Here is a 12,564-nt window from a genome sequence, read left to right as displayed (position 1 = left end):
TCCAATGCATGCCGGATCATCAGAAGCCCCACTGTAAGTTGGCGGTAAGGGTTCGGCCCGGTGCATAGGTGAGTACCATGCCGTCGCCCATGGCCTGGATATATTCCCGGTCGGTGATGTTTTTCAGATTAAAGCCCAGTTGCAGTGCTTCGCTGAGCTGATAGCTGCCGTAGGCATCCAGAACGGTGTAAGGGCGCAAGCCGATTTTTTCTCCGGCAACGTCTTCTGTTCCATCCAGAGTTCCCCAGAGGGAGCCGTATTGCCCGGTCTGGGTAGCCCCTGTCAGAGTCATACCGATATCCAGTGTGTTATCAAGCAAACGAGCACCGAGCGTTATCTTGCCGGTCCATTCCGGTTCTGGTGGGAAATACAGAGTGCCGGCAGCGATGCAGTCTTCGTTGACATAATCAGGGCAATAGCTTGACGGGTCTTCGCCATCCGGGCCGCCCAGAGCCCAGGCGTTATAGAGTAATCCCCAATCTTCATGATCATTGAAACGGGTGTAGCCACGTTCGGTACGTGTGAGGTTGAGGCCGCCGTAAAAATTATAAAAAGTAAAATCCAGCTGTAACTCTTCGCCTTCGTAAATCAGGTCATTGAGTGCATTGACGTACATCGAGCTATAGGCATAAAAAGGCGTGCCCACAAAGCCTGGTGTTGCTGTCCCTGTCCCATAAATAATGTAATTTTCTGTGCGGTTGTAATAGTGCAGCAGCTTGACGCTCAGGGTGTTTTGCGGGTTTTTCTGGCTGGTTAGCTGCCAGTTAAAGCCTAACTCCCAGCTGCGGGTTTCTTCTGGTTCCAGCATCCAGTTGGGGTAGGTATTCACCGCGGTCACATGGCTGGGCTGGGTGCTCGCGGTCAGGGTTTCGGTGATTTGTGGTGGCCGCCATGAAAGACCGCCACTGGCAAACAGTTGTAATTGATTGGATGGGTCTTGTATCAGGTCGTAGGCCAGTCCCAGACTGGGTAACCAGCGGTTATCACTGCGATCAACATCTATATCGGCGTACTGCCATAACTGCTCACCATAGGTTTCTGAATCAGCGCGTGCATCGGAGTCATAAAAACCGGTGTTACCCCACAGTCGATAGGTTTCCCAGCGAATGGCGGGTGTTAGAGTCAGACGTCGGTATTGCCAGTTGCTGCTGAGCCAAAGGCCGGTGAGCTGACGTTTGCCCTCCGGTGTGCTGCCGGCGAGTAAATCCACGTCGTTATCACTCAGTACTTCGGAGTCGGCATCCGGCCGGTTGCGATCCTGAAAAACCTCAATGCCGTAGTCCAGCATCAGATGGGTATGGCCCGATGACCATTCAGAGCGGTTGCTCAGCACCCCGCCCAGCGTGTCGGTGTGTGTGGTAACGCTGTAGCTGTCGTCGCTGTCTTGACTGATATTATGAGTGGATACCTGATACAGCTTGGCCTGGGCATTGATCCAGTGGGAGTCAGGGTTGTAGTAGAGATCAAGCGCATAACTCTGGGTGTCGGTATCATTGGTGCTGGTGATAGGGTAAATGCCTTCGCTGTCGTAGCTGTAGGAGGCACAAAAATCCGGATATTGGCCGTAGTAGTCGGAGTCGGTATCGCAGTATTTCTGGTATTCCTTGTAGGTGCCAGCCTGATCGGTATCAATGGCTGAGCTTTCGCCGTAGCGGGTGGTGGTACTGATCGCACTGGCTTTCAGTATCAGATCATCGGCAATGTGCCAGTTCGCTTTGGCAATCCAGGATTCCATTTCCTGGCCGGTGCCATTCACAATGCCAGTATTAATGTAATAGTCGTTTTGTCCCCAATAAACCGCATCCCCTTGTGTACCCGGTTCGTATTGATCGGAGTCTTTGCGGCTGTAGCCAATCAGCACATCAGTACGATCTGTGGGCCGGAATGCCAATACCAAAGAGCCGGACGGGTTCTGGCCATTGGCCCATTTACCAACGCCACTGGCCAGCCGCAAGCGGCCGCCAGAGGTTTTATCTGCGGCAATAATGTCGTCGGCTTCCAGGGTTTTGAAGGTGGCAACCCCACCGCTGGCGCCGGCGCCACCGGCTCCGGCGTAAGCGCCTTTTTGCACTTCTACTTCGCTCAGGAATTCGGTATCAAAAAACATTTCGCCGTTACGCTGGCCATGGCCGCTGCGTTGGAAGTTCTGGCGCATGCCGTCGATGTTCATATTGACGCGGCCAAAGTCTTTCAGGCCTCGAATATTCACTGAAACGCTGGGGTTCTGTTCATTGGTGGCGGTGTAGACCCCGGCGGTGGACTGCAAAATTTCACTGGCATGGCGCGGGCCGGTGCGGTCCATCTCGGTGCGGCCGATGATGCTGGTGCCGTCGGCGCGTTCATAAATCTGGGAGCGGGAACCCGACTGGGCAACCACCTGCATGGTGTCCAGCATCAGGGTGCCGACAGGTGCTTCGATAAGAGAGGCGGCCGGATCATAGACGGTTACTTGTTGGCCGTTGTTTTCTATCCGGAAAGACAGGCCGGTGCCGCGCAGTAATAAGGAAAAACCTTCTCCGATGCGGTATTCCCCTTGCAGGCCGGCACTGGTTCGGTTTTTCGTGATAGCGGGATCAAACAGTACCGATACCCCGGCTTCGAGCGCAAAGCGATTCAGGACGGAGGTCAGGGAGCCAGCCGGGATCTGGTAGTTCTGACCTGTCTGTTCTTGTGTCTGGCCTGTGGTCTGGCTTTCTGCCTGTACCGGGGCTACTGCAGGCAGTAACAGACAGATGGCCAGCAAGGTTGTGGCGTTGCTGTTGGTAAGGTTGTTTTTCATAGGTGCGAAGTATTCTTGTTTGCGTTTGTACTATAAGACGCACCACCATAAAAATCGGGCAGAAAAAATTGAATGTTTTTGCGGTCGGTAAATTTCGAGTGACTAACGGGTGTTTTATAGGTGTTCAGCCAGGGCGGCCTATCAGGGCTGGCACAGAGGGATTGAACAACTCAATGACGCAGAATGGCGATACGAGGATAAGGCCGGTACGGCAGTGCCCGCCGGTTGGTCAGTGATTACGTGGCCGTACCATGGCAAAGAATTTGCCAGCCCGGTTAACCCGGATTGGCAAGCTGTGCTCCAGATGGGTGAGGATTTGTTCGGGGGCATCAAGGATAAAGACGCCGGAGACCTGGATGGATTGCAGCGCCGTGTCGCTATACAGCAAGGGGCCGGGGTAATAACGCGATATTTCTGCCAGCAGTCTGGAGAGAGGCCAGTTGTCGACCACCAGCTTGCCGCTGGTCCAGGCGGTGTGGAGGTCTGCATCGACCGTATGAGGTGTGGCGACCTGTTGGTTATCCGCGCTGGTGGCTTCGTTTTGATGGGTCACTACACAGGGGGACGTCTGTTCCGGGCAGACGTTGACCTTGGATTCGGTCACGACCACCTCGGTTGTCTGACGGCGTACCCGAACGGCGTATTGGGTGCCGAGTGCAGTGGCTGTGGCGTGCTCGGTCTGGATCACAAACGGGCGGCTGACATCGGCAGCAACGGTGATATACAGCTCGCCCTGTTTCAGATGAATGAGGCGTTGCTGGTTCGTAAAGTCGACGTCAATGGCCGAGTCGGTGTTAAGGATGATCTCGCTGCCATCGTTGAGTGTGATTTGCTGCCGCTGGCCGTGGCTGGTGTGATAATCCGAGAATAGCCCGGATAGTTCGCTGCTGAGACTGATCCAGCAGGCTGATAGCGTCACCATGGCGACCAGAGGCAATGTGGAACGCTTTGTCAGGGTTGCTTGTTGTAATGCTTTGGCGGCGGGCAGACGCAAGTCTTCTTCAATATGGTCCAGCTGTTGCCAGACGCTGGCCATCCGATCGAAAGCCTGTTCGTGGCGTATGCTTTGTTGACGCCAGCGTTCAAAGTCCTGGCGTTGTTTGGAGGTGACCTGTTCATCGCCCAGAGTGGCATGCCACAGTGCCGCCTGATGAAGAATCTTGCGATTGATTGACGCGGGTTCTGATCTTGCCATATGGGGGTTGGCTCAGTTTTCCAGCAGGTCGTAACAGTGCAGCATGGCACTGGCGATGTACTGTTTGACGCTACTGTGGGAGACGTTCAGGCGTTGTGCTATATCGGCGTACGTCAGCCCTTCCAGGCGGCTCCAGATAAACGCATTACGTACTTTTTCTGGCAACCCTTCCAGCATGCGGACCAGGGCGGTGAGTAGTTCGGTCACTTCGGCCTGGGTTTCGGCGGAGCAACTGCAGGCATCTTCCTGATTGAATTCTGTCCAGGCTTCGATCCAGGCTTGTTCTACCCGGCGTTTACGACTGTCATCGATCAGCAATCGGCTGGCGATGGTTTTCAGGTACGCTCTGGGCTCGCGCAAGGAGTGGAGCTGTGAGTGGTTCAGCAGTACCCGGATAAAGGTGTCGTGAGCGAGGTCGGCAGCCCGTTCGGAGCTGCCCATTCTCTGGTTTAGCCAGTTGCGCAGCCAATGGTGATGGTCGGTGTACAGCAGGCTCAGTGCTTCACGTTCGCTTGTCGTACTCTGCATTCCCGGCCTCGCATCAGAAAATACTTGATGATAATTGTTCTCATTATCTATAAGGGACTGATTATTTCAAGCATGATTCTGAGTTTGGGCAGAATGAATGGCTTGGCGGCGAGAACTCCCTGTCTGTCTGCGTCACATTGTCAGCGTTTTTTTTTGCCCTTTCCCCAGACTTGTACGTCTTGGTAAGTACAGCGTGGCAAAAATGTTGCCATGCAGCATAAATACTTGGGGACATCTATTTAATCCGGTGCTCACTCTGGGCTACCAGTGGCCATTCTATTGGCCGACAAATCAGATGAGATCAGACAAGCCAAGGCCCTCAAACAGCGTAAGGAGAACAGCATGACAAACACCAGTACGGCGGAACGTAGCCGCACCAAGCAACTTGAAGTACTTACCGATGCCCAGCATCAGCAGCTGCACCGGTTGGTGGCAGAGGGCAATCCATTTGCTACCCGCGAAAACTTTGCTATCTGGGTCAGTGTTCAGTATCAGTTTCAGCAGAAGATTGCGGATTTGTACCGTAATCCGACGCTGAAATCACTGCTCCCTGATTTGGAAGACCGCAGCCGTCTGCAAGCCGCAGCAGCGGACTTGAAGGATCTGGGGCAGGAAGTCCCACAGGCCGATGTGATGAATGCCGATGATCTGACGACGGCTCAGGTGTTGGGCTGGTTGTTTGTGTCGGAGGGGTCGACGTTGGGGGCGGCGGTGTTGCGCAAGAAGGCATCGGAGTCTTTGGGGTTATCGGATGAGTTTGGTGCTCGCCATCTGGCGGCATCACCAGAAGGCCGCGCCAGGCATTGGAAAGCCTTTACTGCACTGGTGAATGAGCTACCGATGAGCGAAGAAGAAGAACGTCAGTTAGGGGAAGCGGCTCAGGCAGCGTTTACCTATTTTGCCGTTGAATTGCGTAACGCGTATGGCATCCCGGCCTGACCCAAAACACACCATGGTAACAGCGCCATTGCGTTTGCTGTTGATGATGCTGGCTGTTGCCAGTTTGGCGCTAGGCGTTATCGGGGTGTTTGTACCGGGGTTGCCGACTACGGTATTTGTTCTGATCGCGGCCTGGGCGGCCGCGCGCAGTTCCGCTCGGTTTTCAGCCTGGCTGGAGTCGCATCATCTGACCGGGCCATTGATACGTAACTGGCGGGATGGTGGCTCTATGCCTCGTTCTGCCAAGTATGCAGCGACGGTCAGTATGTTCTTATCGGCGTTGGTGATGTGTCTGCTGCATCTGCCGATCTGGATTATTGTTCTGGCAGATACCAGTATGGCGCTGGTGCTGATCTGGTTATGGCGTCGGCCGGAGCCGTTGTCGGCGGTCAAGACCGATTAGCCAACAGGATCCAGGGTTTCGATGCCAGCATTCAACAGTCCAACAGCCGGGTAACAGCCGGGCAGTTGGCAGGGCGTGTCTCCACGCCCTGTTTTAATCATCCACTCTCGTATTTACCCTCTCTCATGTTAGCCATTACCAAAGGGCCATTGCAGTTCCAGCAACAGGTTACGTCCCATGACGGGAGCGTACTCCTTGAGATAGGAGGTGTGCTGTTCGCCGTATTGGTCGGTGAGGTTGCGCAGTTGGGCATCCAGTCGCAACGTTTGGTTGGCAAACCGGATTTCTGTCCGTGCGGAGAGATTCAGCTGATACCAGTCCGGGCTGATGGTTTCTGCCGCGGTGACGCGTGTCTGACGAGCGTGGTAGAACACTTCAGCTCGTAGCCGGGTGGTGTTGTGCTGGTGATTGATGGCCAGCATCAGGTTGTCTGCTGGCATACGTGGCAGGTCGTCGCCAGATTGCACCAGCCAGCCGCGGGTCAGGGAAGCTCCCATATCCAGCCCCCATTGCTCGTTGATCGGGTGTACCCAGGTGGCATCGACACCGGCCAGGCGGGCATCGGTCTGTTCATGACGGTACACCCGGTTGCCGTGGTAAGGGTCGGTAAACTCTTTCAGGTCGTTATAGATGTAGTCCTGATAGTCGTAAAAGTAACCACTGATACGCCATTGGCTGGCGTTGGCATCGGGGTAACTTTGCCAGCTGATATCCAGCGCCCGGGCGGTTTCCAGCTTGAGGTCGGGGTTATCCAGCTGAAAGGAGAAAGTGGCATGATGGTCACCATTCCAGTACAGCTCGTCGGTGGTGGGTGCCCGCTGCAGGCGTGAGAGCGTGGCGATCATCTGGCTGACGTCGTTCAGGTCGTAAGTGAGGCTGGCGGACAGTGACACGGGTGTGTACTGACGGGTTTTGTAATACGACTCATCCTGGCGGAAGCTGGCACTGATAACGGTTTCATCTGCCTCAATCTGGCGTTGTTCAATACGGCCACCGAGAGACAGTTGGCCAAAGATCAGCTGTTGGTCGGCATGCCAGAAACCGATGATATCGCGATTGACGGTCGCCGGCATGGGCGTGTCGTGGGCAAATTTATAGCCTTCGTAGAGAGTGAAGTCAGACCCTTGGGTGCCATCCCAATCTTCATCACTGTGGTCGGCAATCTGTTCGCAACCGGAATGGTCATGGCACAGTTCAAAATTACGCTGGTTGCTGCCGATACCCAGGGTGCCGACCCAGCCAGACTCGGTCTGGTAGTCCAGTTCGGTGCGCCATTCCCGGAATTCCTGAATAAACAAGCCGACCACCAGGTCGTCTGTCAATTCATCGTGTTCGTAATCACTCCAGCCCAGTTGTAATCGCCAGGCCTCGGCCCAACTGCTATTGAGGGGGAGTTCTGCGCGCAGGTCGTAGCGCGTCTGGTCAGGAGCGACCCGAGTGTCATCGTTGTCTTCGTTAGGGACGGCGTAGTCGCTGCTGAGGTTGCTGATACTGAGACCAATGTAGCCGTAATTGTCGAAGATCCGGCTCAGGCCCAGTGCCATGCCCTGGCTGCTGGTGTCGCTGTTGAGAATTTCGCCAGTGCGGTCGCCGCTCTGTGCGCCATTCGCACCTGCATGATAATTATTGCCTTCACGGTCAAAGCCATCGATATGCACAATGGTCTGGCCATTACCGGCATCAAGCCGGGCAATACGAGTCCAGCCCTGATCATTGCTGGAATATCCCAGAGTGACTTCACCGTTGATGCCATCCAGTTCGGTGTCGTGAATACGCTGGTCCTGGACGTTAACAATGCCGCCAAGGATACCGCTGCCGAAGCGAAAAGCAGCCGGGCCTCGCACCAGCTCAACCTGGTTTGCGGCGGCGAGGTCGGCCATTGGGGCATGGTCGGAACTCATGGCGGAGAGATCCGCGCTGTCTGCGCCATTGGTCAGGATTTGTACCCGGTTGCCGGATAATCCGCGTACGACCGGACGGGCAACGCCCTGGCCAAACGAGGCGTTGCTGACGCCGGGCATGGACTCCAGCAAGGCCCCCAGTGACTGGCTGCGGTTACCCTGAATCGACTGTTGATCGAGAACCTGGGTGGCGGCTTCGGATGGGGTTTGTTCCGGGGCGGTGACGCGAATTTCTCCGAGGTCGAGCCAGTCTTCCTGGTTGCTTTCTGTGTTGTCTGAAGCGCCTGTATCGGCGCTTGTCGTCTCTGCGTGGGACAGGGTGGCGAGTATTAGTAATGGCAAGCCAATGGCGGTTGCCATTGGCCGTGGTAATACACCCCCCGACCGCTTGCGGGTCAGGGGAGGGTTGGCAGAGGTATCTGCCGAGGCGCCACCGTTTCCGGTGGTGCCTCGCCTGTTAATGGTCATGGTCGTCGTCGTCATCATCTTCATCGTCGTCATCCGCTTCCAGCATCACGGTAGACTGGATTGCAATGCCGCTGGAGAGTGCCAGTGCACTGCCATGTAAATGCCAGGCACCACCGTCATGGGAGTCAACCGTGTACAGATGACCGCCGCTGTTATCGGTGATCATGAAGGCCGAGCTGCCAGCAGCCAATTGTATATCATCGCAGCTGAAGCTGGCGCTATCGACTTCGCTGAGGCTGATACTGGCTGGGTCCAGACCGCTATCACTCAGGTCAAGCACTTCGGCAGTGGCGTCGTCATATACCGCGATAACGGCAGTAGCTTCGTCGTTGAGGGCAGCAGCACAAATGTTCTGGCCTTCTTCCAGGCTGAACCCGGGATCGCTGCTGTGGGTGTGGTCGCCGTGAGGATAAACCATCGAAACGGTGTTGCTATCGGTGCTGTACAGCAAGATATAGTCACCACCGCTGTTCCAGCCGCTGACGGTTTCGCCGGTGAAGGTAGTGCCGCTGTAGGCGGTATGGACGTCGCTGTCGTCTTCGTCCACGACCACGTAACGCAAGGCTTCATCACACTGGATCAATACCAGTTCGTCGTTCTGCATGGCGGCAGAAGGTGATGTACAGGTATGGCTGCTCAGTATCTCGCCGTCGCTGTAAAGGTGCACCTGATCGTTATAGAAGGCGGCATACAGGCTTTCGCCTTCATCCAGAATCAGTGCCGGAAAGGTCTGGGTAATATCAACCAGAGTAAAGTCTTCTTCCGGGCCGTTGGCGCTTGTCAGGTCTTCAGCCGGGTAGAATTCGGTAACGCCGTCTTGCAGCAGGGCAAAGTGGTTTTCTGTCATGACCATTTGTGGGTCATCTTGCGTGACGGTCAGGGCATCCAGAAAGACGGGGTCAGTTTCTGGCTCAGTGTCCAGACCACTGCTGATAAATTGCACGCCAGAAGCCGTAACCAGAGCAGCGCTCAGGCCATCATCGGATTTTAACAGTTGTCCGGCTGTGGCCGCTGCCTGACCAACCAAACTGACGCTGGCTTCATCCCGATCATATACGGAAATATCCTGGCTGGTCTGTTCAGCCATGACCAGACGCTGGCCGTATTCATCGCTGTGGTCGTGGTCATCTGAACTGGATGAGCTGTCATCCGAGCTGCCACAGGCACTGAGCAGCGCACTGGTGATAGCCAGAAAAAGTATCTTGCGATTCCGCTGAGCAAACATGGATTGAAGTCCTTGGTTGTTTAAATTTTGCGTTGTTATAACATAACAAAGGCGGGAAGCGTCAAGAACTGACAGCAAATTTAGCGGTCGGCGGGCGTTCTCTTGCCTGATGAAGAGGAACACCACTATGTCTGCAAAGCACTTTGAGCCGTTACCGGTCACCTTGTTGTCCGGTTTTCTGGGGGCCGGTAAAACGACGGTGCTGAATCATATTTTGAATAATCGCGATAATTTACGCGTTGCCGTGATCGTCAATGATATGAGTGAAATCAATATCGATGCCATGGCGGTAGGCCAGCAAGTGAGCCTGAATCGCGCTGAAGAAAAGCTGGTCGAAATGAGTAATGGCTGCATTTGCTGCACGCTGCGCGAAGACCTGTTGATTGAAATTCGCAAGCTGGCGGAAGAAGGCCGCTTTGATTATCTGCTGATTGAATCCACGGGTATTTCCGAGCCGTTACCGGTGGCTGAGACCTTTACCTTTGCCGATGAAGACGGCCGTTCGCTGGCTGATGTGGCGCGTCTCGATACTCTGGTAACGGTGGTCGATGCGGTGAACTTCCTGCAAGACTACGATGCTGCCAAAGGTTTGCAGGAAAGTGGCGAATCGCTCGGTGAAGACGATGAGCGTAACGTGGCCGATCTGTTAGTGGATCAGGTCGAATTCTGTAACCGTATCCTGATCAGCAAAACCGATCTGGTTGATGGCGAGCAATTACAGCGTCTGTTTGGCATTCTGGACGCACTGAATCCAGAGGCGGACAAGATTCCGATCCAGCATGGCCAGGTGCCTCTGGAAGCGGTATTGGGTACCGGCGCTTTTGATTTTGACCAGGCCAGTCAGGCTCCGGGCTGGCTCAAGGAATTACGTGGCGAACACGTGCCGGAAACTGAAGAATACGGCATCGCCTCGTTTGCCTATCGGGCCAGACGGCCGTTTCACCCGCGCAAGTTTTATGATTTTTTGCATCAGGACTGGACTGCTCGACAGGGCCGTCTGGTGCGTTCAAAAGGTTATTTCTGGTTGGCCAGCCGGCCTGAGTTTGCCGGTCAGTGGAGCCAGGCCGGGGGCATTGCCCATCACGGCGGTGCCGGGCGTTTCTGGAAATCAATCCCGCAGCAAGACTGGCCAGAGGATGAGGAGTTTCTGGATTTTATCAGTGAATACTGGGTTGAACCGTTTGGTGATATGCGTCAGGAGCTGGTGTTTATTGGTCAGGGAATGGCAGAAGAAACAGTACGAGCCGAGCTGGATGCCTGTTTGTTGAACGATGAGGAGCTGGCCGCCGGTCGACAGCTGTGGAGCCTGATGGATGATCCCTTTCCTGAGTGGGAGTTTGGCGGATGATAGTGGCAGACAGAACCCCGGAAACCGAAACACCGCTGCTGCGCAGCCTGACCGTGGACCATATTGTTGAACTGCAGCGCCTGTATGAAGCGGACATCAATATCGCCATTCTGCCTGAGTCGGCACATGAAGGTTTTTCTGAGCTGGAGCGACAACAGTTACGAGCAGATTGTCAGTATCTGGCACTGACCCAGCCGGGTTTCCGGCTGGCGTTATCGGGTACCGAAGCGGAGCTGGTGCAAGGGCTGAACAGCGGCTTGCCGACCACCTTGCAGCACGCCGATGTACTGGCCCGCTGGTTGAGCCAGCATATTGGTATTTTTGCGGCACTGTTTGAGCCTCCGGCGATGTATGTTCGTCTGGTGTCGTTGCAGCAGGCCATGTGCCCCCGCTTCCATGTCGACCATGTGCCAGCGCGCCTGGTAGCCAGCTTGTATGGCCCGGGTACGGAATGGCTGGCCGAATACGGCGCTGACCGGCAGGCATTGGGAGGTAATCCCCGCGACCCATGCCAGATACCCGAAGCGATCCAGCAGTTGTCGTGCGGCGATATGGCGCTGCTCAAGGGTGAAGGCTGGGAAGGTAACGAAGGACGAGGTCTGATCCACCGCTCTCCCGTGGTGAGCGAAGGCGATAGCCGGTTGTTTTTCAGTATCGATTTTGCCGCTGCCTGAGCGTTAATCCCTGCGGAAGCAGGGGTTGATTGGGGACCTGGTGGCAATGCAGGGGCAACCGGGTGCTTACTCGACGCGATGCCGCAACAGCACCAGGTTATCCAGCACGACATTGTCAGACCAGATAAAGCTGGCCCCCGCTGCGCCAAATTTCTCGCGGAAATTCATATAGGCTTTTTTGTTGTTTACCCCTATTTCGTCTTCGGAATAGGTGGTTGCCGCGGGCCATGTCCGATATTCCTGGCTGGTTTGCCAATCGGTTGGGATATCCCAGTGGACAGAATAGGCGCCACGGGCGTTATCCCTGCTAGCGGTGCTGCAGCGTTCTGATACACGGCGGGAGCCGATCTCTTCAAGGCAGCTCAGATCAAAAACCGGTGCTGTGTAATAAGTCTGGGCATACCAGTCGGGGCCGGTTAGGGTGCCATCGGAAAAGCTGGCAATAAATCCGCCATCCCCGGGATGAAAGGGTTTGCCACGATTGCTCTCACTGCCGAGTCCGGCATGTTCTTCCCAATCGACCAGCTTGATCGCAAGCTCATAGGGTTTGCTGACCTTGAAGCGAACGATATTGGCGTTAAAGGGGGTAAAGGGCACCGGATCAACCGCCACCAGTTGGCCATTCACATAGAGTTCAAAATAGTTGTCGGCAAAAATGTAACCGGTCACGACCTCGCCGTCCGGATCAATGCTGACAACGGCCACATCCTCAACGGACAGCTCGGCCAATGAACGCGGTGTGACGCCGGAACATTCATTATAAAGATCGGCAGCAAAGTAGCGTTCGTCATACTGGACTTCGGCGGGCACAACGAACTGTTTTTGACCGCTGGACTTGATACCAACCGGAGACAGGCGTGAACGGCCTCGTTCGCAGCTAAACAGGTTGTTCTGCTCGACCGTGGCTGCGCCCTGAATGACAGTGCCGGAGCCGGAATAGGTGTCTGCGGTAGCGCAGCCACTCAGACTGGCCAATGAAAAAATAATAACTAACGGGTGTTTGATATGCATCTTGGTGTCCATGATATGGTTTGTAATAACGCCGCGGCTTGGTTCGATAGATAGGTGCCAGAAATAGCCACGCAAGACGAAGATACCAGCATT

General features: G+C 55.1%; 10 protein-coding genes. 4 read left to right on the top strand and 6 right to left on the bottom strand.

Annotation, left to right across the window (positions count from 1 at the left end):
• Nucleotides 1-19: 19 nt before the first annotated feature.
• From Q8W24_RS13215 to Q8W24_RS13205, 3 genes are all read right to left on the bottom strand, one after another.
• A complete protein-coding gene (locus Q8W24_RS13215) occupies nt 20-2,779 on the bottom strand; it encodes a TonB-dependent receptor (protein WP_303433266.1) in 2,760 nt (919 codons plus the stop codon).
• A gap of 229 nt (nt 2,780-3,008) precedes the next feature.
• Entirely contained in the window at nt 3,009-3,974 is a 966-nt protein-coding gene (locus tag Q8W24_RS13210) for a FecR family protein (protein ID WP_305475574.1), read from the bottom strand.
• A gap of 12 nt (nt 3,975-3,986) precedes the next feature.
• Complete coding sequence (locus Q8W24_RS13205; RefSeq protein WP_305452188.1) at nt 3,987-4,502, bottom strand: sigma-70 family RNA polymerase sigma factor; 516 nt, start codon at nt 4,500-4,502, stop codon at nt 3,987-3,989.
• A gap of 342 nt (nt 4,503-4,844) precedes the next feature.
• Here Q8W24_RS13205 and Q8W24_RS13200 point away from each other — a divergent pair, with 342 nt between their 5' ends.
• Entirely contained in the window at nt 4,845-5,441 is a 597-nt protein-coding gene (locus Q8W24_RS13200; protein ID WP_303433269.1) for a biliverdin-producing heme oxygenase, read from the top strand.
• Nucleotides 5,425-5,844 (top strand): YbaN family protein, encoded by a 420-nt coding sequence (locus Q8W24_RS13195; protein ID WP_303433270.1) that lies wholly within the window; start codon nt 5,425-5,427, stop codon nt 5,842-5,844. The genes Q8W24_RS13200 and Q8W24_RS13195 overlap by 17 nt, the downstream gene beginning before the upstream one ends.
• A gap of 128 nt (nt 5,845-5,972) precedes the next feature.
• Here the strand turns inward: Q8W24_RS13195 and Q8W24_RS13190 are convergent, their stop codons facing one another.
• Together Q8W24_RS13190 and Q8W24_RS13185 are read right to left on the bottom strand one after the other, a co-directional pair.
• The gene (locus tag Q8W24_RS13190; RefSeq protein WP_305475572.1) at nt 5,973-8,237 is read right to left on the bottom strand and encodes a TonB-dependent receptor; all 2,265 of its coding nucleotides are present in this window, start codon (nt 8,235-8,237) and stop codon (nt 5,973-5,975) included.
• Nucleotides 8,203-9,438, bottom strand: coding sequence for a hypothetical protein (locus Q8W24_RS13185; protein ID WP_305475571.1), 1,236 nt, complete (start codon nt 9,436-9,438; stop codon nt 8,203-8,205). The genes Q8W24_RS13190 and Q8W24_RS13185 overlap by 35 nt, the downstream gene beginning before the upstream one ends.
• Nucleotides 9,439-9,565: 127 nt before the next feature.
• Here Q8W24_RS13185 and zigA point away from each other — a divergent pair, with 127 nt between their 5' ends.
• Nucleotides 9,566-10,786 (top strand): zinc metallochaperone GTPase ZigA, encoded by a 1,221-nt coding sequence (gene zigA / locus Q8W24_RS13180; protein WP_305475570.1) that lies wholly within the window; start codon nt 9,566-9,568, stop codon nt 10,784-10,786.
• Nucleotides 10,787-10,788: 2 nt separating this feature from the next.
• The gene (locus Q8W24_RS13175) at nt 10,789-11,460 is read left to right on the top strand and encodes a DUF1826 domain-containing protein (protein ID WP_305475569.1); all 672 of its coding nucleotides are present in this window, start codon (nt 10,789-10,791) and stop codon (nt 11,458-11,460) included.
• A gap of 66 nt (nt 11,461-11,526) precedes the next feature.
• On the opposite strand, the gene Q8W24_RS13170 is transcribed toward Q8W24_RS13175, so the two are convergent.
• Complete coding sequence (locus Q8W24_RS13170) at nt 11,527-12,471, bottom strand: hypothetical protein (protein ID WP_305475567.1); 945 nt, start codon at nt 12,469-12,471, stop codon at nt 11,527-11,529.
• Between the last annotated feature and the right edge of the window lie 93 nt (nt 12,472-12,564).

Origin of the sequence: Oceanobacter sp. 4_MG-2023, from assembly GCF_030689165.1 — a bacterium.
In the GTDB taxonomy this organism is placed as follows: Bacteria; Pseudomonadota; Gammaproteobacteria; order Pseudomonadales; family Oceanobacteraceae; genus Oceanobacter.
Note: the sequence above shows the minus strand (reverse complement) of the source record. Positions and strands in the feature narration are given on the sequence as shown.

What these genes read in the sequence shown, in the direction of transcription:
- Q8W24_RS13215 (WP_303433266.1), bottom strand. Translation starts at nt 2,779, where the DNA reads ATGAAAAACAACCTTACCAACAGCAACGCCACAACCTTGCTGGCCATC.
- Q8W24_RS13210 (WP_305475574.1), bottom strand. Translation starts at nt 3,974, where the DNA reads ATGGCAAGATCAGAACCCGCGTCAATCAATCGCAAGATTCTTCATCAG.
- Q8W24_RS13205 (WP_305452188.1), bottom strand. Translation starts at nt 4,502, where the DNA reads ATGCAGAGTACGACAAGCGAACGTGAAGCACTGAGCCTGCTGTACACC.
- Q8W24_RS13200 (WP_303433269.1), top strand. Translation starts at nt 4,845, where the DNA reads ATGACAAACACCAGTACGGCGGAACGTAGCCGCACCAAGCAACTTGAA.
- Q8W24_RS13195 (WP_303433270.1), top strand. Translation starts at nt 5,425, where the DNA reads ATGGCATCCCGGCCTGACCCAAAACACACCATGGTAACAGCGCCATTG.
- Q8W24_RS13190 (WP_305475572.1), bottom strand. Translation starts at nt 8,237, where the DNA reads ATGAAGATGATGACGACGACGACCATGACCATTAACAGGCGAGGCACC.
- Q8W24_RS13185 (WP_305475571.1), bottom strand. Translation starts at nt 9,438, where the DNA reads ATGTTTGCTCAGCGGAATCGCAAGATACTTTTTCTGGCTATCACCAGT.
- zigA (WP_305475570.1), top strand. Translation starts at nt 9,566, where the DNA reads ATGTCTGCAAAGCACTTTGAGCCGTTACCGGTCACCTTGTTGTCCGGT.
- Q8W24_RS13170 (WP_305475567.1), bottom strand. Translation starts at nt 12,471, where the DNA reads ATGCATATCAAACACCCGTTAGTTATTATTTTTTCATTGGCCAGTCTG.